The 25,783-nt window shown below is 67.1% G+C and carries 16 protein-coding genes and 2 tRNA genes; 8 read left to right on the top strand and 10 right to left on the bottom strand.

Annotation, left to right across the window (positions count from 1 at the left end; translation table 11 throughout):
- Positions 1-29: 29 nt before the first annotated feature.
- The 3 genes from ACFSCU_RS06720 to ACFSCU_RS06710 all read left to right on the top strand — a co-directional run bounded on the left by ACFSCU_RS06720 (position 30) and on the right by ACFSCU_RS06710 (position 5,576).
- Positions 30-3,149 (top strand): class I SAM-dependent DNA methyltransferase, encoded by a 3,120-nt coding sequence (locus tag ACFSCU_RS06720; protein WP_377560220.1) that lies wholly within the window; start codon positions 30-32, stop codon positions 3,147-3,149.
- A 229-nt stretch (positions 3,150-3,378) separates the two neighbouring features.
- Positions 3,379-3,660 carry a hypothetical protein gene (locus tag ACFSCU_RS06715; protein WP_257645810.1) on the top strand — a complete coding sequence of 94 codons (282 nt, stop codon included), beginning with the start codon at positions 3,379-3,381 and terminating at the stop codon, positions 3,658-3,660.
- A 65-nt stretch (positions 3,661-3,725) separates the two neighbouring features.
- Positions 3,726-5,576, top strand: coding sequence for an ABC transporter ATP-binding protein (locus ACFSCU_RS06710; RefSeq protein WP_377560219.1), 1,851 nt, complete (start codon positions 3,726-3,728; stop codon positions 5,574-5,576).
- A 549-nt stretch (positions 5,577-6,125) separates the two neighbouring features.
- On the opposite strand, the gene ACFSCU_RS06705 is transcribed toward ACFSCU_RS06710, so the two are convergent.
- Genes ACFSCU_RS06705 through ppsA form a run of 3 tightly spaced genes read right to left on the bottom strand, consistent with a single transcriptional unit; the run spans position 6,126 to position 10,891 of the window.
- On the bottom strand, positions 6,126-8,216 hold the full coding sequence (locus tag ACFSCU_RS06705) for a VC_2705 family sodium/solute symporter (RefSeq protein ID WP_257645809.1): 2,091 nt from the start codon (positions 8,214-8,216) through the stop codon (positions 6,126-6,128).
- A 1-nt stretch (position 8,217) separates the two neighbouring features.
- Positions 8,218-8,484, bottom strand: coding sequence for a DUF4212 domain-containing protein (locus ACFSCU_RS06700; protein WP_180551008.1), 267 nt, complete (start codon positions 8,482-8,484; stop codon positions 8,218-8,220).
- Positions 8,485-8,500: 16 nt separating this feature from the next.
- Positions 8,501-10,891 carry a phosphoenolpyruvate synthase gene (gene ppsA / locus ACFSCU_RS06695; protein WP_180551007.1) on the bottom strand — a complete coding sequence of 797 codons (2,391 nt, stop codon included), beginning with the start codon at positions 10,889-10,891 and terminating at the stop codon, positions 8,501-8,503.
- A 126-nt stretch (positions 10,892-11,017) separates the two neighbouring features.
- Between ppsA and ppsR the strand changes: the two genes are divergently transcribed.
- Positions 11,018-11,839: a posphoenolpyruvate synthetase regulatory kinase/phosphorylase PpsR gene (gene ppsR, locus ACFSCU_RS06690; RefSeq protein WP_180551006.1), complete on the top strand. Its 822-nt coding sequence runs from the start codon at positions 11,018-11,020 to the stop codon at positions 11,837-11,839.
- 274 nt (positions 11,840-12,113) lie between these two features.
- Here the strand turns inward: ppsR and ACFSCU_RS06685 are convergent, their stop codons facing one another.
- Positions 12,114-12,530 carry a GlcG/HbpS family heme-binding protein gene (locus tag ACFSCU_RS06685; protein ID WP_180551005.1) on the bottom strand — a complete coding sequence of 139 codons (417 nt, stop codon included), beginning with the start codon at positions 12,528-12,530 and terminating at the stop codon, positions 12,114-12,116.
- A 239-nt stretch (positions 12,531-12,769) separates the two neighbouring features.
- Here ACFSCU_RS06685 and ACFSCU_RS06680 point away from each other — a divergent pair, with 239 nt between their 5' ends.
- Positions 12,770-13,459, top strand: coding sequence for a Bax inhibitor-1/YccA family protein (locus tag ACFSCU_RS06680; RefSeq protein ID WP_180551004.1), 690 nt, complete (start codon positions 12,770-12,772; stop codon positions 13,457-13,459).
- A 149-nt stretch (positions 13,460-13,608) separates the two neighbouring features.
- Positions 13,609-13,684, top strand: a tRNA-His gene (locus ACFSCU_RS06675).
- 134 nt (positions 13,685-13,818) lie between these two features.
- Here ACFSCU_RS06675 and ACFSCU_RS06670 read toward each other — a convergent pair.
- The 6 genes from ACFSCU_RS06670 to pgsA all read right to left on the bottom strand — a co-directional run bounded on the left by ACFSCU_RS06670 (position 13,819) and on the right by pgsA (position 20,327).
- Complete coding sequence (locus ACFSCU_RS06670; RefSeq protein ID WP_377560217.1) at positions 13,819-15,729, bottom strand: FAD-dependent monooxygenase; 1,911 nt, start codon at positions 15,727-15,729, stop codon at positions 13,819-13,821.
- 237 nt (positions 15,730-15,966) lie between these two features.
- Positions 15,967-17,919 (bottom strand): SurA N-terminal domain-containing protein, encoded by a 1,953-nt coding sequence (locus ACFSCU_RS06665; RefSeq protein ID WP_377560216.1) that lies wholly within the window; start codon positions 17,917-17,919, stop codon positions 15,967-15,969.
- A gap of 79 nt (positions 17,920-17,998) precedes the next feature.
- Positions 17,999-18,074, bottom strand: a tRNA-Val gene (locus tag ACFSCU_RS06660).
- 22 nt (positions 18,075-18,096) lie between these two features.
- Positions 18,097-18,369, bottom strand: coding sequence for an HU family DNA-binding protein (locus ACFSCU_RS06655; protein ID WP_124862790.1), 273 nt, complete (start codon positions 18,367-18,369; stop codon positions 18,097-18,099).
- 295 nt (positions 18,370-18,664) lie between these two features.
- Positions 18,665-19,579, bottom strand: coding sequence for a DMT family transporter (locus ACFSCU_RS06650; RefSeq protein ID WP_180551003.1), 915 nt, complete (start codon positions 19,577-19,579; stop codon positions 18,665-18,667).
- A gap of 181 nt (positions 19,580-19,760) precedes the next feature.
- The gene (gene pgsA, locus ACFSCU_RS06645) at positions 19,761-20,327 is read right to left on the bottom strand and encodes a CDP-diacylglycerol--glycerol-3-phosphate 3-phosphatidyltransferase (RefSeq protein WP_180551002.1); all 567 of its coding nucleotides are present in this window, start codon (positions 20,325-20,327) and stop codon (positions 19,761-19,763) included.
- Positions 20,328-20,876: 549 nt separating this feature from the next.
- Between pgsA and ACFSCU_RS06640 the strand changes: the two genes are divergently transcribed.
- Positions 20,877-22,766, top strand: coding sequence for a site-specific DNA-methyltransferase (locus ACFSCU_RS06640; protein WP_377560214.1), 1,890 nt, complete (start codon positions 20,877-20,879; stop codon positions 22,764-22,766).
- Positions 22,767-22,784: 18 nt separating this feature from the next.
- Positions 22,785-25,772, top strand: coding sequence for a restriction endonuclease (locus ACFSCU_RS06635; RefSeq protein WP_377560213.1), 2,988 nt, complete (start codon positions 22,785-22,787; stop codon positions 25,770-25,772).
- Positions 25,773-25,783: the final 11 nt, after the last annotated feature.

The following is a 25,783-nucleotide window of genomic DNA, read 5'->3' as shown; positions in this document are numbered from 1 at the left end:
CCATGCCCCGCCATGCAGCAAGGCCCCGCATGACCCCCGCCGACTTCATCGCCAAATGGGGCCCCGGCGGCCCCGCCCACTCCTTAAGCGAACGCGCCGGCGCCCAGCCCCACTTCATCGACCTGTGTCGCCTGCTCGGCGTGCCCGAGCCCGGCGCCGTGCCCGGCGAAGACTACGTGTTCGAACAGCACACCCTGCTGCTGGGCGAAGCGCGCGGCTACGCCGACGTGTACTGGCGCAACCGCTTCGCGTGGGAGAACAAGGCGCCGGCCAAGAACCTCGACGCCGCCCTGCGCCAGCTGCAGCAATACAGCCTGGCCCTCAGCAACCCGCCCCTGCTGGTGGTGTGCGACCGCCTCGTCATCCGCATCCACACCCAGTTCAACGGCCACCCCAGCGAGCAGCACACCGTCCGCATCGACCAGCTCGACCAGCCCGCCACCCAAAGCCTGCTGCGCCGCGTCTGGCTCGACCCCGAAAGCTTTCGCCCGCAGAAAACCACGCGCGACATCACCGAAGCCGCCGCCCGCAGCTTTGCCACCCTGGCCGAGCAACTGCGCAGCCGCGGCAACGATGCCGAAACCGTGGCCCACTTCCTCACCCAGTGCCTGTTCTGCTTCTTCGCCGAAGACGTGGGCCTGCTGCCCGGCCGCATGTTCGAGCGCCTCGTCGGCAACCGCCAGCTCACCTCAGGCCGCCTCACCACCGGCCTGCAAAGCCTGTTCGCCACCATGCAGGGCGGCGGCCTGTACGGGCCGGACGACATCCCCTGGTTCAACGGCGGCCTGTTCCAGCGCATCGACGTGCCCCGGCTCGAAATCGTCGACATCACCGAGCTGCGCAACGCCGCCGCCCTCAACTGGTCCGCCATCGACGTCTCCATCTTCGGCACCCTGTTCGAGCGCGGGCTCGACCCCGCCAAGCGCAGCCAGCTGGGCGCCCACTACACCGACCCGGCCACCATCGCCCGCATCGTCGAGCCCGTCGTCACCCGCCCCTTGCTGCAAAAATGGGAGCTGACCGCGCAGGAGCTGCGGGCGCAAACGGCCAAAATCAAGAAACACGGCGACGCCGCCCACCGCAAGGCCCACGCCCGCTTCGTGCTGTGGCTCGAAGAACTGCGCGCCTTCCGCATCCTCGACCCCGCCTGCGGCAGCGGCAACTTCCTGTTCCTGGGCCTGAAGGCGCTGAAAGACGTCGAACTGCTCACCATCACCCAGGCCGCCGACCTGGGCCTCGACCGCGAGCAGGATCTGGTCACCGGCCCGCACAACGTGCTCGGCATCGAGCTGAACGAATACGCCGCCGAACTGGCCCGCGTCAGCATCTGGATCGGCGAGATTCAATGGCGCATCGCCCACGGCTACCCGCCCAAGACCAACCCCGTGCTCGAGCCGCTGGAGCAGATCGAATGCCGCGATGCGCTGCTGCAATTCCTCCCTCCCCCGCTGGGGGAGGGCCGGGGTGGGGGCACGCCCGCCCAGCCAGCCACCGCCCCGCCCCTCACCCCCACCCTCTCCCCAGAGGGGCGAGGGAGCCAGCCCGCCACCGAAGCCCCCTGGCCCGCCGCCAGCGTCGTCATCGGCAACCCGCCCTTCATTGGCGACAAGAAGATGCGCGGCGAGCTGGGCGATGCCTATACCGAAACGCTGCGCAAGACCTACGCCGGCCGCGTGCCCGGCGGCGCCGACTTCGTCTGCTACTGGTTCGAAAAAGCGCGTGCAGCGCTTGTCAGTCAAGCGCTGACTGCTGCGGGATTTGTAGCAACCAACTCCATCCGAGGCGGCAAGAACCGCGCCGTGCTCGACGCCATCGTCAAGAGCAGCCGCATCTTCGATGCGTGGAGCGACGAGCCGTGGGTGAACGACGGCGCGGCGGTGCGGGTGTCGTTGGTGGCGTTTGGGGAGGCTGGGCAACCGGTCCAACTGAACGGCCAACCATCTGAAGCCATTCACTCGGACTTGACTGGTTATCAGTCGGCCAAATCCGCAGTGGATTTGACATCTGCAAAGACGCTACTGCCCAACTTGAACGCCTGCTTCGTCGGCACGTCCAAGAAAGCTTCGTTCGACGTTCCGGGTGAACTTGCGAGATCGTGGCTCGGGAAACCCAATCCAAACGGCCGAAGCAACGCTGAAGTCGTCAAACAATGGATCAACGGCGCCGACATCGTGCGACGGCCGTCAGATACTTGGATCGTTGATTTTGGTGTCGACACGAAAGAGAGTGACGCTGCACTGTTTGAACTGCCTTACGAACACATCTTGCGGATAGTTAAGCCTGAAAAGGCGGCAGTACGCAATGAGGCCGAACGTCGGCGCTGGTGGCTTCACGCGCGCGCAGCGCCAGATATGCGTACGGCCCTGACATCTGTCTCGCGCTTCTTCGCAACATCGATCGTCGCAAAGCATCGCGTGTGGGTATGGTTCAGTTGCAATGTTCTGCCGAGTCATGCGACGTGCATAGTCGCCCGCGCCGACGACACCACCTTCGGCATCCTGCACAGCCGCTTCCACGAACTCTGGTCGCTGCGCATGTGCACCTGGCTGGGCGTGGGCAACGACCCGCGCTACACCCCCACCACCTGCTTCGAAACCTTCCCCTTCCCCGCCGGCCTGACGCCCGCCGACACGGCGCACCAGCAGACCGAGGCGCTGCCCAGCGGCGCCCGCATTCCGGCCGGGCTGGGGGCGCCGGCGGCGGCTGCGGATTCCAAGCCAAAAACGGCGCCAGCCCCGGCAGGGCAAGCGCCGGCGGCTATCGAAACCAAAGCAAGCAAGGCCCACGCCAGCGCCATTGCCGAGGCCGCGCACCGGCTGGATGCGCTGCGCCAGAACTGGCTGAACCCGCCCGAGTGGACGGTGAAGGTGCCCGAGGTGGTGCCGCTGGGCCTGGCCGCTTCGCCCTACCCCGACCGCATCGAGCCGCGCCCCGGCCTGCCCGAGGCCGACGCCAAGGCGCTGCAAAAACGCACCCTGACCAACCTCTACAACCAGCGCCCCGCCTGGCTGGCGCAGGCGCACGAGCAGCTCGACGCCGCCGTGGCCGCCGCCTACGGCTGGGCCGACTACACGCCGCAGATGCCCGACGACGAAATCCTGCGCCGCCTGCTGGCGCTGAACCTGGCGCGGGCTGGCAGCGGGGCTTGAGCGGGGTTGGCAAGACCATATACTCCCCAACTACCTGGCCGCTAGCGCCCGTCCGTCGGGCGCTGAGCATGCATACTCCACCATCATCTGCGCCCGATGCCCTGCGCTTGGACGTGACTGGGCAGCGCCCGCGGGCGGCCGCAGCACCGTCCTACACGGCGGCGCCACGCGCGCAGGCACAATGGGCGGGATCGCCCTTTTGCGGGGCCGCAACCTCTGGAGCACACGCATGACCACAGTGACCAACCCCGACAAGCTGGACTACGTGCCCGGCCAGGACGGCCTGCAGCCGGGCCAGACGGCGCGCGCCAAGGCGCCGGGGCGGCTGGAGTTTCGCGCCGGCGACGGCCCGCTGATCACCATCGAGCCCGATTACCAGCTGACGCTGGAGCGCGCGCCGCAAAGCCTGGTGATGAGCTGGCAGGAGGACGGCCAGCCAATGAACGCCGCCATTCCGGTGGTGGAGTTCGACGAGTACCTGAAGACGGGCAAGATCGTCATCCAGAAATAAGGAACCCACGCGCGCAGCGCCCGCACGGCGCGCGCGCCGGCGTCCTTTGATTGCGCGCAGCGGCCTTGCTCGGCTATTTCGAAAAACTTCTTCCGCCCTACCCCGACCCGGAGCCAGGACTGCCCCCCAAGGGCTTCCTGGCTTTCGTGTGGAGCGCTACCACGGGCCTGCGCGGCCATGTGGCGCTGATGGCGCTGCTGTCGGCGGGCACGTCGGTTTACGACGCGCTGCTGTTCGCCCTGCTGGGCCACGTGGTGGACTGGCTGGGCAGCGTGGCGCCGGGCCAGCTGTGGGCGGCGCGCGGCGGCACGCTGTGGCTGCTGGCGGGGGTGCTGGTGGCGTCGATCGGGCTGGTGGCGCTGCAAACCATCGTCAAGCACCAGGTGCTGGCGATCAACTTTCCGCTGCGGCTGCGCTGGAACTTTCACCGCCTGATGCTGGGCCAGAGCATGGCCTTCTACGCCGACGAGTTTGCCGGCCGCATCACCACCAAGATCATGCAGACGGCGCTGGCGGTGCGCGACATGATCTTCACCACCACCGACGTGGTGATCGGCATGGGCGTGTACATGCTCACCATCCTGGTGCTGGCGGCGGGTTTCGACGGCTGGCTGATGCTGCCGTTCGGGCTGTGGGCCATTGCCTACGGGCTGGCGTGCTGGTGGTTCGTGCCGCGCCTGGGCGCGGTGAGCCGCGCGCAGGCCGATGCGCGCAGCGTGATGACGGGGCGCATCACCGACGCCTACACCAACATCGCCACCGTGAAGCTGTTCTCGCACACGCGGCGCGAGGCGCACTTTGCCCGCGCGGCGATGGAGGACTTTCGCGCCACGGGCTACGCGCAGATGCGGCTGGTGAGCCTGTTCGAGACGCTGAACCACGCGCTGATCGTGGCGCTGATCATGGGCGCCTGCGGCACGGCGCTGTGGCTGTGGTCCATCGGCCAGGTGGGCACGGGCGCGGTGGCGGCGGTGACGGCGATGGCGCTGCGCCTGTCGGGCATGAGCCACTGGGTGATGTGGGAGATGACCAGCCTGTTCGAGAGCGTGGGCACCATCCAGGACGGCATCAACACGCTGGCGCGCCCGCGCGCGGTGGTGGACGCGCCCGATGCGAAGCCGCTGGTGGTGACGCGCGGCGAGGTGCGGTTCGAGGACGTGACCTTTCTGTACCGCGACGGCAGCCAGGCGGTGATCGACAAGCTGAACCTGACGATTCGCCCTGGCGAGAAGATCGGCCTGATTGGCCGCAGCGGCGCGGGCAAATCCACGCTGGTGAACCTGCTGCTGCGCTTTCACGACGTGCAGGGCGGGCGCATCTTGATCGACGGGCAGGACATCGCGCGGGTCACGCAGGACAGCCTGCGCCAGCACATCGGCATGGTGACGCAGGACACCTCACTGCTGCACCGGGCGATGCGCGACAACATCCTGTACGGCCGCCCCGATGCGAGCGAGGCCGAACTGGTGGCCGCCGCCACGCGCGCCGAGGCGCACGATTTCATCCAGCACCTGACCGACCTGCAGGGCCGCACCGGCTACGACGCCCATGTGGGTGAGCGCGGCGTGAAGCTGAGCGGCGGCCAGCGCCAGCGCGTGGCGATTGCCCGCGTGATGCTGAAGGACGCGCCCATCCTGCTGCTGGACGAGGCCACCAGCGCGCTCGACAGCGAGGTGGAGGCGGCCATCCAGGCCAGCCTGTACGAGCTGATGAAGGGCAAGACGGTGATCGCCATCGCGCACCGGCTGTCGACCATCGCCGCGCTCGACCGGCTGATCGTGCTGGACCGCGGCCGCATCGTGGAGCAGGGCACGCACGCCGAACTGCTGGCGCGCGGCGGCCTGTACGCCGGGCTGTGGGCGCGGCAAAGCGGCGGCTTTCTGGGCGAACAGGTGGACGACGCGGTGCCGGGGTGAGCGCTGGGCGCGGGCGGCACCTTGGCCGCATCGGTCATTGCGCGGCGCTGTTCCCCTCTCTTTGTAGGAGCGGGCTTGCCCGCGATAGGGCGATGGCTGGGGGCAGGAACGCCGTCATCGCGGGCAAGCCCGCTCCCACACAAGCCCGCATGGAGAGAACGATCTGACAGATGGCGCGTGAAAGCCCCTTCCCCCGCTGGGGGAAGGTTGGGATGGGGGCCAGCGCACCGCAGCCTGCAAACCACCGCCGCGCCCCCACCCCTGCCCTCCCCCAGCGGGGGAGGGAGTCAAAACCCTGCGACGGATGCTGGCGCGGACGCCACCTCGGCCGCATCGGCCATCCCGCGGCCCGGCTCCCCTCTCTTTGTAGTAGCGGGCTTGCCCGCGATAGGGCGATGGCTGGGGGCAGGAACGCCGCCATCGCGGGCAAGCCCGCTCCCACAGGGATGGAGCAGCGCGGCGCCCCGGCAGCCACGGCGCCGCCATATACTCCCCTTATAGATACCCGCTAGCGCCCGTCAAACAAGCGCTAACAACCGATACTCCCAGTTAAAGCGAGCCACCCGCCACGCCGGCATCGCCCCGCTCGCCCCTTACCCGCGCCCCACGGTCGAACCACGACACCAGCGCAATCGCCGCGAAGCCCGCCGGCACGCCGAAGAAGCCGGCCGACACCGGGTGGATGCCCCACCACAGCCCGCCCGGTGGCAGGCCCCACCAGGCGCGCCAGGCGGGGCTGGCCAGCAGCATGTAGCCCAGGGTGAGCCCGGCGCCCGCCAGCATGCCGGCCACCACGCCGCGCCGCGTGGTGCCGCACCAGAACAGGCCCATGACCAGCGCCGGGAAGAAGGTGGCCGCGGCCAGCGAGAACGAGGCGGTGACCAGCCAGATGATCTCGGCCGGCTTGAGCGCCGCCACCGCCGCCGCCAGCATGGCCACGGCCAGCAGGGCGAACTTGGTCAGGATGACGCGGTTGTCGGACACGCGCACCACGCCGTTGCGGATGGGCGCCGTGTCGTGCACCAGCGCGTTGCTGATGGTGAGCAGCAGGCCATCGGCGGTGGACAGCGCCGCCGCCAGCCCGCCGGCCGCCACCAGGCCCGACACCACGTAGGGCAACCCGCCCAGTTCGGGCGTGGCCAGCATGATCATGTCGGCGGCCAGGCGGATTTCGCCGAACTGCAGCACGCCGTCGCCATTGATGTCCTGCACCGAGATCAGGCCGGGGTCGACGCGCGCCCACTGCGCGATCCAGTGCGGCAGCTGGTCGAAGCTGCTGCCGACCAGGCCTTGCATGACCTCGTACTTCACCAGCGCGGCCAGCGCCGGCGTGGTGAGGTACAGCAGCGAGATGAAGCCCAGCGACCACGCCACCGAGCGCCGCGTGTCGGCCACGCTGGGCGTGGTGTAGAAGCGCGTGAGCAGGTGCGGCAGGCTGGCGGTGCCGACCATCAGGCAGAACATCAGCGCCAGGAAGTTGAGCCGCGACTGCTGGAACTCGGCCCGCTCTTCCGACGTGCCGCGCGGGTCTCCCGCGAAGGCCTGGGTGTGCCGTGGCAGGCCGCCCAGCGGCTCGGTGCGCTCCAGCGACTCGTGCATGGCTCGGGTCCACTGCTCGCGCGCGCTGGCTTCGTCGCGCGGCAGGTGCGCCAGTTCGCGCCGCGCCTGCATCACCAGGGTGAAGTCGGCCCCCTGCGCGCGCAGCAGGCGGATGCGTTCTTCCAGCAGGTCGCGCTCGCGCGCCAGCGATTCGGCGGGGTTCTGCAGGCGCGCGGCGAACTCGCTGGCGCGCTGCAGGTGGATGGCGCGCACCTGCTGCTCGGCCGGCGAGGCGATGAGCTGGGTCTCCAGCCGCTCGATCTTGAGCAGCTGCTCGCCGAAGGCCAGCGGCGCCATCGGCGTGCCGAGCTGCTTGTAGGCCAGCCACGACACCGGGATCAGGAAGGCCAGCAGCAGCACGATGTACTGCACCACCTGCGTCCAGGTGATGGCGCGCATGCCGCCCAGAAAGCTGCACAGCAGAATGCCGCCCAGGCCGAGCAGGATGCCGATCTCGAACTGCACGCCGGTCAGGCGCGAGGCGATGAGGCCGACGCCGTAGATCTGCGCCACCACGTACATGAACGAGCACGCCACGGCGCCCAGCGCCGCCAGCAGGCGCGGCCAGCGGCCGCCGAAGCGCACGGCGAAGAAATCGGGCACGGTGTAGAGCTGCATGGCGCGCAGGCGCGGCGCGATCAGCAGGCCGACGAGGCAGAAGCCGCCCGTCCACCCCAGCACGTAGGCCAGCCCGCCCGGCTGCGCCGCGGTGCCGCCGAAGCCCTGCAGGTACAGCGCGCCGGCCAGGCTGATGAAGGAGGCGGCGCTCATCCAGTCGGCCGCGGTGGCCATGCCGTTGTACATGGCGGGCACGCGGCGGCCGGCGACGTAGAAGTCCTCCGGGTCGGTGGTGCGCGCGTAGATGCCGATGACGGCATACACCATGACCGACAGGAATAGGAAGATCGGCCCGATCCAGCCGCGCGACAGGCCGGCACGCTCGGCCCAGGCCATCAGCAGCAGGAAGGCGACGAAGCCGACCACGAACAGCCCCAGGTGGCGGTGCAGCCGCCACTCGTAGGCGCGCGTCGGGTCGGCCAATTCAGCCGTCCTTTCGCTCGGCCGCGGCTTGCCGGGCCTCGACGCGGTTCATCCACCAGGCGTAGAGCACCACGATGCCCATGAACACCAGCACCGCGCCCTGCGCCGCCAGCCAGTAGTTGAGCGGCCAGCCGGCCAGCACCTGGTCCAGGTCGCGGGCGAAGAACGCCACGCCGAACGACGCCAGCGCCCACACCACCAGCAGCGCGGCACGCATGCGCCACGCGCCGCCGGCTTCCTTCTCGATGGCAACCGGCGGCTCGGGCATGGTCAGCGGCGGGCGTTCACTGCGCGAGCAGGGTCCAGGTCTCGATCACGCTGTCGGGGTTGAGCGAGATCGAGGCGATGCCCTCGTCGGCCAGCCAGCGCGCGAAGTCGGGGTGGTCGCTGGGGCCCTGGCCGCAGATGCCGACGTACTTGCCCTGCGCCTTGCAGGCCGAGATGGCGCGCTTCAGCATGGCCTTGACGGCGGGGTCGCGCTCGTCGAAGTCGGCGGCCAGCAGCTCCATGCCGCTGTCGCGGTCGAGGCCCAGGGTGAGCTGGGTCAGGTCGTTGGAGCCGATGGAGAAGCCGTCGAAGAACTGCAGGAACTCGTCGGCCAGGATGGCGTTGCTGGGCACCTCGCACATCATCACCACCTTGAGGTCGTTCTGGCCGCGCGCCAGGCCCTGGTCGGCCAGCAGCTGCGTGACGCGCTCGGCCTGGCCCAGGGTGCGCACGAAGGGCACCATGACCTGCACATTGGTCAGGCCCATCTCGTCGCGCACGCGCTTGAGGGCCTCGCATTCCATGGCGAAGGCTTCGCGGAAGTCGTCGCTGATGTAGCGCGCGGCACCGCGAAAGCCCAGCATGGGGTTTTCTTCTTCCGGCTCGTAGCGGCTGCCACCGATCAGCTTGCGGTATTCGTTGCTCTTGAAGTCGGACAGGCGCACGATGACCGGCTTGGGCCAGAAGGCGGCGGCAATGGTGGCCACGCCCTCGGCCACCTTGTCGACATAGAAGGCGCGGGGACTGGCGTGGCCACGGGCCACGCTCTCCACCGCTTTCTTCAGGTCGGCATCCACATTCGGGTAGTCGAGGATGGCCTTGGGGTGCACGCCGATGTTGTTGTTGATGATGAACTCCAGCCGCGCCAGGCCCACGCCCTCGTTGGGCAGCTGGGCGAAGTCGAAGGCCAGTTGCGGGTTGCCCACGTTCATCATGATCTTCACGCCGATGGGCGGCATGGCGCCGCGCTGCACCTCGGTGACTTCGGTTTCCAGCAGGCCGTCGTAGATGTGGCCGGTGTCGCCCTCGGCGCAGCTGACGGTGACCAGGGTGCCGTCCTTCAGCTTGTGGGTGGCATCGCCGCAGCCCACCACGGCGGGGATACCCAGCTCGCGCGCGATGATGGCGGCGTGGCAGGTGCGCCCGCCGCGGTTGGTGACGATGGCGCTGGCGCGCTTCATCACCGGCTCCCAGTTGGGGTCGGTCATGTCGGTGACCAGCACGTCGCCGGGCTGCACGCTGTCCATCTGGCTGATGTCGTTGACCAGCCGCACCGGGCCGGTGCCGATCTTCTGGCCGATGGCCCGACCCTCGGCCAGCACGGCACCGCTGCTCTTGAGCTTGTAGCGGTGCTCGGTCTTGCCCTGCTGCTGGCTCTTCACCGTCTCGGGGCGCGCCTGCAGGATGTAGAGCTGGCCGTCGCCGCCGTCCTTGCCCCATTCGATGTCCATGGGGCGGCCGTAGTGCTGCTCGATCACCAGGGCGTAGCGCGCCAGCTCCAGCACGTCGTCGTCGGTCAGCGAATAGCGGTTGCGCTGCTCGGTGGGCACGTCGATGGTCTTGACCAGCTTGCCATCGGCGGCTTTCTCCTCGGGCGTAGCGAACACCATCTGAATCAGCTTGCTGCCGAGGTTGCGGCGGATCAGCGCCTTCTTGCCGGCCTGCAGCATGGGCTTGTGCACGTAGAACTCGTCGGGGTTCACGGCGCCCTGCACCACCGTCTCGCCCAGGCCGTAGCTGCTGGTGATGAAGACCACCTGGTCGAACCCGCTCTCGGTGTCGATGGTGAACATGACGCCGGCCGCGCCCAGGTCGGAGCGCACCATGCGCTGCACGCCCGCCGACAGGGCCACCACGTCGTGCGCGAAGCCCTTGTGCACGCGGTAGCTGATGGCGCGGTCGTTGTACAGGCTGGCGAACACCTCTTTCATCTTGTGCAGCACCTGCTCGATGCCGACGACGTTGAGAAAGGTCTCCTGCTGGCCGGCGAAGGAGGCGTCGGGCAGGTCCTCGGCCGTGGCGGACGAGCGTACGGCGAAGCTGGCCTCGGCGTTGCCGCCCTGCAGCGTGGCGAAGGCATCGCGGATGGCCTGCTCCAGATCGGCCGGGAAGGGCTGCGCCTCCATCCAGCCGCGGATTTCGGCGCCGGCTTCGGCCAGGGCGCGCACGTCGTCGATGTCGAGCGTGGCCAGGCGCTGGCTGATGCGCTCGGCCAGGCCGTCGTGCGCCAGGAACTGGCGGAACGCATGCGCCGTGGTGGCGAAGCCGGTGGGCACGCGCACGCCCTGCGGCAGCTGGCTGATCATCTCGCCGAGGCTGGCGTTCTTGCCGCCAACGGCCTCGACGTCGGTCATCCTCAGTTTCTCGAAAGGCACGACCAGGGCGGTCGGCTCGAACAGTGCAGACATGGGAAAGCTCCTAAGTTTGAAAACCGGGGCGAACGCGGGTCGAACGGGCCTTTGTGGTGCTTGTTCGTGGCCGGCGCGAAGCACGTTCGCATAATGGGCACCGATTGTAAGGAGCGAGCCCCCGCCATGCCCGACCGCACCGTGTTCTTCATCTCCGACGGCACCGGCATCACCGCCGAGACCTTTGGCAACGCCATCCTGGCGCAGTTCGACTTTGCCCCGCGCCGCGTGCGCCTGCCCTTCGTCGACACGCCCGACAAGGCGCACCAGGCGGTGCGCCAGGTCAACCACACGGGCGAGCTGGAGGGCAAGCGCCCCATCGTCTTCACCACGCTGGTCGACCGCGAGGTGCTGGGCATCATCCAGGGTGGCTGCAAGGCCATGATGCTGGACATGTTCGGCACCTTCGTGGCGCCGATCGAGCAGGAGGTCGGCATCACCAGCCACCACCGCGTGGGGCGCTTTTCGGACGTGAGCAAGAGCCAGGCCTACCACGACCGCATCGAGGCCATCAACTTCAGCCTGGCGCACGACGACGGGCAAAGCAACCGCGACCTGGAAGGGGCGGACGTGATCCTGATCGGCGTCAGCCGCAGCGGCAAGACGCCCACCAGCCTGTACCTGGCCATGCAGCACGGCCTGAAGGCGGCCAACTACCCGCTGATCCCCGAGGATTTCGAGCGCCGGCAGCTGCCGCCCGCGCTGGTACCGCACAAGAAGAAGATCTTCGGCCTGACCATCGCGCCCGAGCGGCTGTCGGAGATCCGCTCCGAGCGGCGGCCCGGCTCGCGCTACGCCAGCATCGAGAACTGCCGCATGGAGATCAGCGAGGCCGAGGCCATGATGCGCCGCTCGGGCATCCGCTGGCTGTCGACGACCACCAAGAGCATTGAGGAAATCGCCACCACCATCCTGCAGGAAGTGCGGCCGGAGCGGTTGAGTTACTGAACTACCGAGGGGCTCAAGCGCGCCACAGCGCCACGACTACATCATTTTTCATAGCTTCTTGCGCTTAATATACAAGGATTTCAGATACTTTTATACCTGAAATCCTTTTGTATCCAGCGCAAGCAGCTATGATTATTGATAGCGACCGCGCAGCGGCCAACTTATTGACGTTTTCTAAAAGCATGACAGCGCGTGCCGCGCCAAAGAAAGCTCCCTCTCCCTCTGGGAGAGGGCTGGGGTGAGGGCCGGCAGCGTGTCATGTATTACGGAATTCTCAATAGAACCCGTCGCCCAGCGCCGCGATGCCGGCGCGCGCCACCTGCGAATCCTCGGCCGACTTCACGCCGCTCACCCCCACGGCGCCGATGCACTGGCCGTCCTTCATGATCGGCACGCCGCCCTCCAGCAGGCCGTCGAGCCCCGGCGCCGACAGGAACGCCGTGCGCCCGCCGTTGACCATGTCCTCGTACACCTTGCTCTCGCGCCGCCCCAGCGCCGCCGTGCGCGCCTTGCCCGGCGCGATGTGGGCGCTGACCGGCGGCGCCCCGTCCATGCGGTGCAGGTGCAGCAGGTGGCCGCCGTCGTCCGTCACCGCGATCGTCACCGCCCAGTGCTGCTTCAGCGCCGCGGCTTCGGCGGCGGCCACGATGGCGCGGGCGTCGGCGGCTTCAAGAAAGGACTTGGTTTTCATGTGCGGGTCCTCAACTGAACATGCTGAAGAAAACAGGGCGGCCTGAACGGCGCCGGCACCGGCCGTGGCGGCCATCCCATCCGGCTGCGCCAGTCGCACTGTGCGCCCATCGCGCATCCATTTGATTTTGAAGGGAATTTTTCGCCGCGTCACACACTCTACGTAAAATGTTCCGCATGGTCGCCGTGGTGGCGGCCGCAAGGTCGCCCAACCATTGATTCACAAGGAGATCCTCTCGCATGAATGACCGCACACTGAACTACGCCGACGCCGGCGCCATCGTCTCCCAGGAGCAGCGCAACAAGGTATTGCGCAACACCTACTGGCTGCTGGCCCTGAGCCTGCTGCCCACCGTGGCCGGCGCCTGGTTGGGCGTGTCCACCGGCATCACCCGCGGCCTGAGCGGCGGCCTGGGCCTGATCGTGTTCCTGGGCGGCGCGTTCGGCTTCATGTACGCCATCGAGAAGACCAAGAACTCCGCCGCCGGCGTGCCCGTGCTGCTGGCCTTCACCTTCTTCATGGGCCTGATGCTGTCGCGCATCATCGGCATGGTGCTGGGCTTCAAGAACGGCTCGGAACTGGTCATGACCGCCATGGGCGGCACCGCCGGCGTGTTCTTCGTCATGGCCAGCCTGGCCAGCGTCATCAAGCGCGACATCTCGGGCATGGGCAAATGGCTGTTCGTCGGCGCCATGGTGGTGTTCGTGGGCGCCATCGTCAACGTGTTCGTCGGCTCCACCGTCGGCATGCTGGTCATCAGCACCCTGGTCATCGGCGTGTTCAGCCTGTACATGCTGTACGACCTGAAGCGCATCATCGACGGCGGCGAAACCAACTACATCAGCGCCACGCTGGCCCTGTACCTGGACATCTTCAACGTGTTCCAGGGCCTGCTCGCCCTGCTGGGCCTGGGCGGCAGCAGCGACTGACGCGCCACCTCACGGCGGCGCAGCCCGCCCCGTGAAACCCAAGCACAAGGGGCCTGAACAAGGCCCCTTGTTTTTTCTGCCCGCAACGCCGCCGTCGGCGTGCCCGGCATCAACGCACGGATGCGCGCTATAATCTGCGGTTTCCGACGGTGGCTGTAGCTCAGTTGGTAGAGTCCCAGATTGTGATTCTGGTCGTCGTGGGTTCGAGTCCCATCAGCCACCCCAAAAATTGCGCAAAGCCTGCTGCCGACCACGGCAGCAGGCTTTTTTGTTGATCAATCCCCCGACGACGGCGCGAAAGCCTTTCGCGCCATGGCCGGGCCTGTGGCCTGCCCACCCGCGCTACCAGCCTCCTCGGCTCAGCGCAGGATGCCGGCAAAGAACGCCGACAGCTCGTCGAACGCGTCCAGCGGCAGCACATGGGCCGTGTACTGGTCGGGGCGCACCACCACCATGCAGCCGCGCTCGCGGTCGATGCCGCGCATGTCGAAGATGTCGCCCAGACCCTTGTGGTCGACGCAGAAGACTTTCTCGTGGTCCTGCAGGCCCAGCTTGCCCGTTCTGGGCTTGAGCAGCGACGGCATGTCCTCGTAGGCGAGCTGGTCGAAGGTCTGCTGGAACACGGCGCGGAAGTCGATCACCGCGTCCACGTCCTCGCCGGGGCGGGTGTGCTTGACTACAGGCGATTTCGGGTCGTTCTGCAGCCAGTCGGCCAGCTTGTGGATGGCCGAGCCCGGCTTGGAGCTGTCGGCCTTGCCCGCAAAGGCGTAGAGGCGCCAGCGCGCATCGGCCTCGGCCACGTGGCCCAGCTGCATCTGCTTGGCGTCGGACAGGCGCACCACCGGCGCCGAATGGAAGCGCCGCCCGATCTCCAGCCCCTTGGCCAGCGCCTGGTGCGTGCCGGTGGCGAACAGCGTGGAGGGGTCGTACTTCACCGCGGTGCCGCCGGTGAATTCCAGGTTGGCCTTGAACTGGCGGATGATGCGCGGCTCCTCGCTGCCGTCGCGCTCGGCCTGAGTGGTGGGGGCCGACATGATGCGCGCCCACTCGTGGTCGGTCTCGACCAGGCGCTTGGCCTCGGTCAGACGCTCCTTCGAGTAACTGCGCAGCAGGCTGGCGTCGGCGCGGCCCTGCAGCACGTGCACCAGCTTCCAGCCCAGGTTGAAGGTGTCCTGCATCGACACATTCATGCCCTGCCCGGCCTTGGGCGAATGGGTGTGGCAGGCGTCGCCGGCGGTGAACACGCGCGGGTTGCGGCTGGAGCCCTCGGCCACGTCGTCGAACTTGTCGGTGATGCTGTGGCCGATGTCGTAGATGGACCACCACACCACCTCCTTCACGTCCAGCGAATAGGGCGCGATGATGCGGTTGGCCGCCGCGATCATGTCGTCCTGCGTGAACTTGCGGCTGGCAGCCTTCTCGCCGTCTTTCAGCTTGTCCAGCTCGACATACATGCGGAACACGTAGCCGCCCTCGCGCGGCAGGATCAGCACGTTGCCCTCGTTGGCCGAGGAGATCAGGCACTTTTGCCGCACGTCGGGGAAGTCGGTGTTGGCCAGGATGTCCATCACGCCCCAGGCCTGGTTGGCGGCGTCGCCGTGCAGCACGCCGCCGATGGACTTGCGCACCGCCGAGTGCGCGCCGTCGCAGCCCACCACGTAGTTGGCGCGCACGGTGCGGGTGGCCCACCAGTTGATGCCACTGGCGTCCTTCAGCGTCACCGTCACGGGGTGGTCGTCGGTGGTTTCGTCCACGGCCACGCTGACCAGTTCCCAGCCGTAGTCGGGCGCCAGGCGCGAGGGCGAGTTCTGCATCACCTCCAGGAACAGCTCGTGCAGCCGCGCCTGGTTGATGAGGATGTGCGGCATCTCCGAGCTGTCGTCGGCCACGTCCTGCACGCGGCCGACGCGCTTGATGTGCGCGGGGTTGGCCGGGTCGGGCATCCAGAACGCGGTCTGGTTGACCCAGTAGGTCTCGCGCTTGACCTTGTCGGCGAAGCCGAAGGCCTGGAACATCTCCATGGTGCGCGTGTTGATGCCGTCGGCCTTGCCCTTGATGATGTTGCTGGGCATGCGCTCGACGATCATGGTGTCGATCTCGGGGAAGCGTGCCAGCTGCGCCGCCAGGCACAGGCCGGCCGGGCCGGTGCCGGCGATCAGCACGTCCACCTTCTCCGGCAGCGGCTCGTTGGTACCCCGGTTGCGGCGGTTGGGCGCGGCCTGCTTGATGTCGGGATTGCCACCCCGGAAGCCATCTTTGTAGAACTGCATTCCTGTCGTCTCCTCGGATTGAAAAGCGCCGCAGGCACCCTGCCGGCGCGCCGGCGAATGCTATCTACGCTTACTATCGATTGTCAATACGATATGTATGCTTATTAACTGGCGCGCCACAACGTCTGCACCACGCTGGCCGCCCGCGTGGTGTGCCCGGCGGGCTGTCCGCTGCCACAGCGCCCCACCATCCATGACAAAGGCGCCCAAGGCGCCTTTGTTGCTGGATCGCACCGCTCAACGGGAAGCCGGCGCAGCCCCCATCGTCAGGGCCGACGGCGCTTCGGGCCTGGGCACCAGGATTTGCGCCTTGTAGCGTGCCTTGAGCGATTCGTAGTAGCTGAGCGCCTCGGCCATGCCCCACAGCTGCTCGTAGCGCAGGCGGCTCTGCGATGCGAGCTCCGCGGTCTGCTCGGCGTGCGGCAGCACCTTGTCGACACGCGCCACGGCATAGCCATCGGCCCCCAGATCGACGCCGACAAAGGTGGGCAGCTTGGCGGGGTCGGCGCGCAACACGGCCTCGACGAGCGCAGCCGGCTGGCCCTGGGCCTCGTCGCGCGACAGCGCCACCGGCGCGGGCAGCGAGGTGGCCGTCGCCGGCTGCTCCGTCCACGCCTTCAGGCGGGCCTGGCCCTCCTGGCGGGCCTGCTCGGCGCCGCGCTGGGAGAGGAAGGCCGCACGCACTTCGTCGCGCACCTCGGTGAACGGACGGGCGTGCGCTGCGCTGTGCGACACGATGCGGCCGGACACGAGCTGGTTGCCGCCGGCGTCCAGCGCCTCGGTGTTGCGTTTCTTGTCGAGCGCGTCGGCGCTGAACAGCGCGTCCAGGAAGCGCTGGTTGGCCAGCACACCCGTCGCGCCCGCGGCGGGTGTGCGGGTGACGTTGTCGGCCGTGTGGATCTGCAGCTTCAGCTTGTCGGCCACGGGCTGCAGGCTGTCGGACTGTTCGTAGACGGCGTTGCGGAATTCTTCGGCCAGTTCGCTGAAGTGCTTCTGCGCCTCCTGCGTGCGCAGTTGCTCCTCGAGTTGCGCGCGCATGGTCTCGAACGGCGGCACGGCGGCGGCCTTGACGCCGGTCAGCTGGACGATGTGGTAGCCGAAGTCGCTTTCGACCACATCGCTGATGTCGCCCTGCTTGGCCAACGCGTAGGTGGCCTGCGAGATCACGGGGTCGATGCCCTTGTCGCGCTGGAAGCTGCCCAGATCGCCGCCGCTGGCGGCGCTGGTGTCGTCCTGCGAGGACTTGCGCGCCACGTCGGCGAAGCTGCCGGGCGCCTGCCGCAGCTGGGCCAGCAGTTCGGTGGCCGTCGCCCTGGCCTTTTCGCGCTCGGCGGCTGGTGCGTCCTTGGGTGCCACGATCAGGATGTGGCTGGCGCGGCGCTCTTCGGGCGTGCCGAAGGTGGCGGCGTTCTGTTCGTAGTAGGTGCGCAGGTCCTGCTCGCTCACGTTGACGGCTTTCTTGACGCCGTCGAGATCGAGCACCACGTATTCGATCCTGGCCGATTCCGGCGCCTGGTAACGCGCCGCATGGGTCTTGTAGAAGGCCTCCAGCTCGGCGTCCGTCGGGTTCAGCTTGGCGGCGAATTCGGCCGGGGCGAAGCGCACCACGCGGGCTTCGCGCCGCTCAAGGAAGGCGTTCATGGCCACATCCGCCTGCGCCTGGCTGGCAAAGCCGGTTTCCACCACGCCGCCCAGCACCTGCCGCGAAGACAGGTCGTGCCGCACGTTGGCCTCGAAGCCCTCGGGCGTGAGCCCCTGCTGGGCCAGCAGCTGGCGGTAGCGGTCCATGTCCAGCGTGCCGTCGGCGCGGCGCAGGGCGCTGATGGTCGGGTCCTGCTGCAATTCGGCGGCCAGGCGCGCGTCGGTGGCGATCAGGTGGCCGTGGTTGGCCGCGGCGATCAGCACGCGATCGCGCACCAGACGCTCCAGCGTGGCGTACTTGAGCGCCGGCGAATCCAGCAGGCTGCCGTCCAGCGACGGGTTGCTGGCGCGCAGGCGATCGGTTTCCATGCGGTGCGCGTTGTCCCACTCCATCTGCGTGATGGCGTGGCCGTCCACCGTGGCGACCTTGCTCGCGCCTTCGTTGAAGCGCGTGTAATCACCCACACCGAACAGCACGAAGGACGGGATGATCAGAAGGAACAACACCCCCATGATGAGCTTGGTGTGCCGGCGGATGAATTCGAACATGCGCGAGACTCTTCGTGTAGTCGGTCGAGAAATGAAAAAGGCGAACCGGGGTTCGCCTTTGCCGTGATCGGTAGAGATCTGGTGGGTGCTGACGGGGTCGAACCGCCGACCTACGCCTTGTAAGGGCGCCGCTCTACCAACTGAGCTAAGCACCCCACCTGAACTGGCCTGAGCAGATCAGTTCAACGCGTCCTTCAGCGCCTTGCCGGGACGGAACTTGGGCACCTTGGCGGCCTTGATTTTAATCGTTGCGCCGGTGCGGGGGTTGCGGCCCGAGCGAGCGGCACGCTTGCCGACGGCGAAGGTGCCGAAACCCACCAGCGACACGGTGCCGCCCTTGCGCAGCGTGGTCTTCACGGCGCCGATGGTGGCCTCGAGGGCACGGGTGGCCGCAGCCTTGGAAATATCAGCGTTCTTGGCGATGTGCTCGATCAGCTCGGTCTTGTTCACGTAAGTGCCCTCTCTCAAGAAGATTCAAGAATTCGGATTGTGACTTCAGTCGGGGTTGGCGGTGTAACCAACCTGCCTTGCCAGCATACCCGCGACAGGGCGGATGGTGAATGGATCGGCGCTTTGAACGCCCGGCCACCCTCGATAACCCCGGTCAGCGAGCGATGCATTCTAGACGTAGTTGTCTACTGCCAAGGCGGTATCTACCCTGCATGTGCGCCAGCGCAACAACCGCCCGCGTTTTGCCGCGCCAACTTGTGACACATTAATTCCGGCGGCCTGCAAAAGCGCTTGTTCACCTGCCGAGGCTTGACACGGCCGCCGGTCGCACCACCAAAGCGACGCCGAAGGCGGTGACGGCGATGCCGATGACGGTGGTCAGCGTGATCGGCTCGCCGAACAGCAGCCAGGCCATCACCGCCGTGGTGGGTGGCACCAGGTACATCAGGCTGGTGACCGACGCTGCCGCGCCGCGCTGGATCAGCAAATACAGCAGCGAGCTGCCGCCCAGCGTGAGCCCCAGCACCGACCAGGCCATGGCGCCGGCCGACTGCGCGTTCCAGCGGAAGGCCTCCGGTTCCAGCAGCGCCAGCGGCGCGGTGACCAGCGCCGCCGCCAGCAGCTGCACGGTGTTGGCGGTGCGCACGTCGCAAGGCTTGACGAAGCGCTTCTGGTACAGCGTGCCGGCGGTGATGCACAGCAGCGCGAACACCGCCCACGAGAAGTTGACCAGCGTCACATGGTCGCCCGCCTGCCCCTGCGTGAGCTTGCGCCACACCACCAGCACCAGGCCGGCAAAGCCCAGCAGCAGGCCCAGCCACTGGCGCGCGCTGACGCGGCTCATCGCCGTGCCGGTGGCCGACAGCCAGATGGCCGTCAACACGGGCTGGATGCCGACGATGAGCGCCGACAGGCCCGAGCCCATGCCGCCCTTCACCGCCGCCCACACGCCGCCCAGGTAGCCGCCGTGCATCAGCGCGCCGGTCACGCCCAGGTGAATCCATTCCATGCCGGTCTGCGGCCAGCGCACGCGGGCGATGGCGATCCAGACGCCGAAGCAGACGATCGACAGCAGGTAGCGGATCAGCAGAAAGGTGAACGGCGGCGCATGCGGCATGCCGTAGCGCGCCACGATGAAGCCGGTGGCCCAGATCAGCACGAACACCGCCGGCATCCAGCGGATCAGCGCGGACGTGTCCCGATCCGTCATCACGAGGCAGCGCCCGGAAGCCGTGCGCCCATCGGGCGCCCCACCAGTGGCCGCGCAGCAGACCACGTCAAAAGGCCGCGGAGCAAGCCAGGCCAGCGAACGCCGCGGAGTGGGCTTGGCCCGGCCGCTGGCGTTGTCCCCCCTCCGGGGGGATGGCGCCGAAGGCGACTCAGGGGGGAACTCATTTCACCCGCGCACGGATCTCGGGCAGGGCTTTCTGCAGGTAGTACACCATCGACCACACCGTCAGCACCGCCGCCACCCAGATCAGCACATTGCCCCACCAGCGCGTGTCGATGCTACCCAGCACCGTGCCGTCGTACAGCAGGAACGGGATGGCCACCATCTGCACCGTGGTCTTGAGCTTGCCCAGCATGTGCACGGCCACGCTCTTGCTGGCGCCGATCTTGGCCATCCACTCGCGCAGGGCCGAGATGGCGATCTCGCGCCCGATGATGATGAGCGCCACGAACACGTCGGTGCGCTGCAGGTGCACCAGCACCAGCAGGCTGGCACAGACGAGGAACTTATCGGCCACCGGATCGAGGAAGGCGCCGAACGACGAGGTCTGGTTGAGCTTTCGTGCCAGGTAGCCGTCGAGCCAGTCGGTCCAGGCGAAGACGATGAACATCACCGTGGCCACCAGGTTGGCCGTGGCCGGCTGCCACTGCAGGTAGAACACGCCGACGATGAGCGGGATGGCGACGATGCGCGTCCAGGTCAGCAGCGTGGGCACGGTGAAGAACATGGCGGCGATTGTGTCACGCCCCAACGCCGCGCCCACCCCAGTGCCTGCCGCCCCGCCCGCCTGCTGCGCGGCCCTGTGCAAGCGCGGCGCCTCGCGCCCGAACGCCCGCACCCGCCCATGACCGCGGACCTTGGTAATAGCCTGCTAGCAAACCATATACTCCCTAACTATATGTCTTTTAGCGCCTATCAATAAATGATTTCATACATATACCCCCATATACCAACCCGAACACCTTATCGCAGGCAGCGCGCGTGATCGATGCCGCACGCGGCAAACTCTTTGCAAGCCGATAACAGCGCGCCGCACCAGGCGGCGCCTGGCGCAGAAGCACATGCGCCACGACAAGGCCAAAGCCGCCTCGTCGCGCAGCACGCCCCTCGTTGCCATCGGTGAGGGCGCTGGGCCAGCCGGGCTAACATTGCCCGCCCTGCCCGGCCCCACTCCCCCTCGCGCGCCATGACCCAGCCCCAACCCCGCCCCTTCTTCACCGCCCCCAGCCCCGCCGCGCAAAAACTGGAGCTGCTGCGCGAGCTGTTTCCCGCCGCCGTGCAGACCGACGAGCACGGCCACGTCAGCGTCAGCGCGGCCGCCATCCAGCAGGCGCTGGACCCGGCCAACCCCGCCGGCGTGCGTGTGGAAGAAGACGGCTACGAACTGCGCTGGGCCGGCAAGCGCGAGGCCTACCACAGCGCCTTCGTGCCCACGTCCAAAATCGTGCAGCCCCGGCCTGAAGACAGCGAGAGATGGGACGACACCGGCAACCTGCTCATCAAGGGCGACAACCTCGACGCGCTGCGCCTGCTGCGGCAAAGCTACTTTGGCGCCGTCAAGCTCATCTACATCGACCCGCCCTACAACACGCAGAGCGACGCCTTCATCTACCGCGACGACTTCAGCGCGCGCCAGACGGAAATCCTCAAGACGCTTGGCTACAAGGCCGATGCGCTCGAATACATCCAGAACATCTACGGTGCGCGCACCCATAGCGGCTGGCTCAGTTTCATGTACCCGCGGCTGCTGCTGGCGAAGGATCTGCTGCGCGAGGATGGTGTCATCTTCATCAGCATCGACGACCACGAGCAGGCGCAGTTGAAGCTGCTGTGCGATGAGGTGTTCGGCCAGGAGAATTTTGTCGGGCAGTTGACCCTGCTCTCCAATCCAAAAGGGCGCTCACAGGACAAGTTCTTCGCCTCAAACCACGATTTCATTCTTGCCTACAGTCGGACGACACTCGAAAAGGGTGCCCTTGCCATCGAGAAGGACGCGGAAGAAATCGAGGCCGACTACGACTTGGTGGATGACGAAGGCGAACGCTACCGGTTGCTCGAGCTCCGGAACACGCACCGAGAGTTCGGCAAGCACAACCGCAGGAATTTGCACTACCCGCTTTTCGTCAACCCGGATGGTGATGTCTCGCTGTATCGCACGAATGGCGATGTGGAAGTTGTCCCTGACTGGGATGACGGATTCGAGGGGTGCTGGACTTGGGATCGAACGAAAGCAGCCAAGGAAATCGACCTGTTGCTCGGCAAGGAAGTGAAAGGTCGTTGGAAGATTTTCCGAAAGAGTTATGCGAGCGGCTCCAGCAAGATGCTGAAAACGATTCTGCAAGACAAGCTGTTCTATACGGAAAAGGGACAGAGGGAATTGAACCAGCTATTCGGCACGAAATCGAAAATCTTCCCCTCCCCGAAGTCACCCTTCCTGATCAAGACACTTGCGCAAACGAGCACGGGCGACGACGACCTCATCCTCGACTTCTTCGCCGGCTCCGGCACCACCGGCGAGGCGGTGATGCGGCTGAATGCCGAGGACGGCGGCCAGCGCCGCTTCATCCTGGTGCAGATTCCGCAGCCCATCGAAGCCAAGAAGCAGAAAGACGCACACCACTTCGTGACCCAGACGCTGGGCAAGCCCGAGGCGACGATTTTCGAGATCACCGCCGAGCGGCTGCGCCGCGCGGGCGCGAAGATCAAGGCCGATACCACCAACGCCCACGCGACCGCCGTGGACACGGGTTTTCGCGTGTTCGAGCTGGTGGATGACCCCGACGCGCTGGTGCTGCACCAGCCGCTGGCAGATGCGGCGCAGGCCGATTTGCTGCGCTTTCAGGAGCTGCTTGCGCCCGCCACACAAGGGCTGGAGGCCAAAGTTCTTTACAACCTGCTGTTGGCCGAAGGGCTGCCGCTGACGGCACGGCTGGCGCCGCTGCTGGACGGCGCGGCGTGGCGCGCGGACGACGTGCTGTTCATTCTGCGGGCGGTGGACACCGAGGCGCTGCGCGCCCTGGTGGAGGACGCGCAGGCGGCGGGCGCGCCCATTCGCGCGCTGAGCGTGTACGCGCCCTGGGTGCATGACGACAACTTCCTGCTGGGGCTGAAAACGCTGCTGGAGGTGCTGCACCTGTCCGAGGACAAGCTGCGCCTGCGCGGCTGAGGCAGACCGGAGCGCACGATGATTCAGCCCCAATTTCAATACACCCGCCTGGCTTACCAGGCGCGCGCGGTGGACAGCGTGGAGCAGGTGTTTGCCGACGTGCGCTTTATCGCGCCGGCCGATGTACACGCCAACCCCACGTTTGCGCCGCACGAGGCAGCGGCCACGCTGCGCGCCAATATCGAGCGCATTCGCGCCGACAACCAGATTGACGCGGGCACGGTGCAGGTGGCCAGCACGGCCACGCCCGCGCTGCCCACGCCCGCGTTGCAACTGGACGTGCTGATGGAAACCGGCACGGGCAAGACGTTTACTTTCATCGAGACGATGCACCGGCTGTACCAGAAACACGGTCTGGCCAAGTTCATCGTGCTGGTGCCCAGCAACGCCATTCGCCAGGGCACGCTGCGCAGCCTGCAAACGACGGCGGCGTTTTTCGCGCGTGAATACGGCAATCAGCACATTCGCGTGACCAATTATTCGGACAAGGCGGTGGCGGGTTTCATTCACGCGCCGAACCGGGGCATTTCGGTGCTGGTGGCCACCTACCAGTCGTTCGCAGGCGATAGCAAGCTGATCAACCGGCGCGGGGTGGAGGCCAATCTGTTCGGCCATGCCAAGAGCTACATGGAGGCGCTGGCGGCGATGCGCCCGGTGCTGATCATCGACGAGCCGCACCGCTTCGAGGGCAAGCAGACGCAGGAGTATCTGACGCGCTTTCGCCCGCTGCTGACGCTGCGCTTTGGCGCCACGTTTCGCCGCGACGAGTTCATCAACCTGATCTACACGCTGGACAGCCTGGAGGCGTTTCGCCAGCGGCTGGTGAAAGGCATCACGGTGGACACGGTGGGCACGGGCGCCGACATGGCCGAGGCGCTGACGCTGACGCAGGTGAGCGGCACGGCCAAGGAGCGCGCGGCGCAGGTGCGCTACCAGCGGGCGGGCGGGCAGAACGCCACGGTGACCTTGCAGGCGCGCGACAACCTGGGCGAGCGCACGGGGCTGCCGTATCTGGACGGGCACGTGGTGGAGAAGATCACCAAGGGCGAGCTGCTGTTCACCAATGGGCTGGCGCTGCCGCTGGAGGTGCCGGTGGGTTACGGCATGCTGGCCGACGAGGTGCAGTCACAGTTGATCGCGCGCGCCATTGCCAACCATTTCGAGCGCGAGGCGATGCTGTTCGCACGCGGCATCAAGGCGATCAGCCTGTTCTTCATTGATTCGGTGGGCAAGTACCTGCCCGACGGCCAGCGCGCGCCGGTGTTGCGCGAGCTGTTCGAGCGGCACTACAGCGCGCAACTGGCCGCCATGCTGGCGCGCGAGGATCTGACGCCCGACTACCGCGCCTATCTGGCGCGCAGCGCGCATGATGTGGCGCGCGTGCACCGGGGCTACTTTGCCCGGTCGCACAGCGAAAAGGGCGAGGAGGAGGCGATCAAGCTCATCTTGCAGGACAAGGAGCGGCTGCTGTCGTTCGATACCGACCTGCGCTTCATCTTCAGCATGTGGGCGCTGCAAGAGGGCTGGGACAACCCGAACGTGTTCACGCTGTGCAAGCTGGCGCCGGGCCATTCGCGCATCACACGGCTGCAACAGATTGGGCGCGGGCTGCGGCTGGCGGTGGACCAGCGGTTGCAGCGCCTGCCGGCGGACGACCCGCAGTTCGACACCATCAACGACCTGGCGGTGGTGGTGCCGGCCAGCGAAGGCGATTTCGTGCGCGCGATCCAGGGCGAGATCAGCGCGGCCAGCGTGCGGCGGGTGTCGGCGGTGTTCGACGACGCGGTGCTGGCCGAATACGGCGTGGCCACCAGCACGCGCCAGGCCAACAAAGTGCTGGACGCGCTGGCCGCCATCGGGCTGATCGAGCTGGACGACGACAGCGGCCAGGCCACGCTGCTGTGGCCGCGCGCGCAGTACCAGGCGCAGCGCGAGCGCATCGTGGCGGCGCTGGCCACGGTGCCGAACCTGCCGCCCGAGAGCGCGCAGGCCATGCTGCGCTACCTGGACTTGTATTACGAAGGCAGCGGCCAGGTGAGGCACAAGCAAGACCGCACGCCGGCCGTGTTGACGCCGCGCGCCGACCAGTACGCGCATTTCAAGGCGCTGTGGGAGAGCCTGAACCGCGATGCGGTGCTGCGCTACGAGGTGGACACGCCAGAGCTGATCGAGCACGCGCTGGCCGCCATCGCTGCGCATTTCGAGGTAAAGCCGCTGGCCGTTTCGACCACACGCACGGCGGGCGTGCAGCGGCTGGACGGCGTGCGCAGCGAAGTGGCCGACTACCAGGTGCTGACGCACTCGGTCATGACGCTGGCGGGTTTTGTCCGCGAGCTGGCCAACAGCACGCGACTGTCGGTGCAGACGGTGAGCACGATCCTGGCGCGCATGCCAGCGGACAAGTTCGCGCAGATTCGCCTGAACGAGAACCGCGCGCTGGTGACGCTGCGCGAGCTGTTCACGCGCTGCATTCATGAGCTGGTGATCAACAAGATCAGCTACGAGTTGCGCGAGGTGCGGGTGAAAACCGCGCTGACCGACAACAGCGGTCATCTGCTGAAGACGATTCCACTGGCACTGTGCGGGGCGGAGACGCACGCCATCGCCAATCCGGCGGTGCATGAGCGCTCGCTTTACGCCGAGTCGCTGATGCCGGTGGACAGCCAGATCGAGCGCGACACAGTGGACGAATCGGCGCAGCCGGCGGTGACCGTGTTCGCCAAGCTGCCGCGCATCGACATTCCAACCCCGCTGGGCGCATACAACCCCGACTTCGGCTACGTGCTGCATCGGGGCGGCAAGGCGCAGGCGCTGTATCTGGTGGTGGAGACCAAGGGCTACGCGCAACGCGGCGAGATTCCGCAGCGCGAGCAGTGGAAGATTGCCAGCGCACGACATTTTTTCAGCGCGCTACAGGCGCAGGGCGTGCCGGTGGCGTTCAAGACCAAGATCAACGCCGAATCCATGAGCGCGCTGCTGGCGGATATGACGGACAAGAGCGCATGACGGCTTGACGC

Origin of the sequence: Ottowia beijingensis (assembly GCF_042680925.1) — a bacterium.
GTDB classification, from domain to species: Bacteria; Pseudomonadota; Gammaproteobacteria; order Burkholderiales; family Burkholderiaceae_C; genus Ottowia; species Ottowia beijingensis.
This window is presented reverse-complemented; position numbering and strand designations above follow the sequence as displayed.

Coding starts and splice junctions, on each gene's coding strand:
- ACFSCU_RS06720 (WP_377560220.1), top strand. CDS start 30: ATGACCCCCGCCGACTTCATCGCCAAATGGGGCCCCGGCGGCCCCGCC.
- ACFSCU_RS06715 (WP_257645810.1), top strand. CDS start 3,379: ATGACCACAGTGACCAACCCCGACAAGCTGGACTACGTGCCCGGCCAG.
- ACFSCU_RS06700 (WP_180551008.1), bottom strand. CDS start 8,484: ATGCCCGAGCCGCCGGTTGCCATCGAGAAGGAAGCCGGCGGCGCGTGG.
- ppsA (WP_180551007.1), bottom strand. CDS start 10,891: ATGTCTGCACTGTTCGAGCCGACCGCCCTGGTCGTGCCTTTCGAGAAA.
- ppsR (WP_180551006.1), top strand. CDS start 11,018: ATGCCCGACCGCACCGTGTTCTTCATCTCCGACGGCACCGGCATCACC.
- ACFSCU_RS06685 (WP_180551005.1), bottom strand. CDS start 12,530: ATGAAAACCAAGTCCTTTCTTGAAGCCGCCGACGCCCGCGCCATCGTG.
- ACFSCU_RS06680 (WP_180551004.1), top strand. CDS start 12,770: ATGAATGACCGCACACTGAACTACGCCGACGCCGGCGCCATCGTCTCC.
- ACFSCU_RS06670 (WP_377560217.1), bottom strand. CDS start 15,729: ATGCAGTTCTACAAAGATGGCTTCCGGGGTGGCAATCCCGACATCAAG.
- ACFSCU_RS06665 (WP_377560216.1), bottom strand. CDS start 17,919: ATGTTCGAATTCATCCGCCGGCACACCAAGCTCATCATGGGGGTGTTG.
- ACFSCU_RS06650 (WP_180551003.1), bottom strand. CDS start 19,579: ATGACGGATCGGGACACGTCCGCGCTGATCCGCTGGATGCCGGCGGTG.
- pgsA (WP_180551002.1), bottom strand. CDS start 20,327: ATGTTCTTCACCGTGCCCACGCTGCTGACCTGGACGCGCATCGTCGCC.
- ACFSCU_RS06635 (WP_377560213.1), top strand. CDS start 22,785: ATGATTCAGCCCCAATTTCAATACACCCGCCTGGCTTACCAGGCGCGC.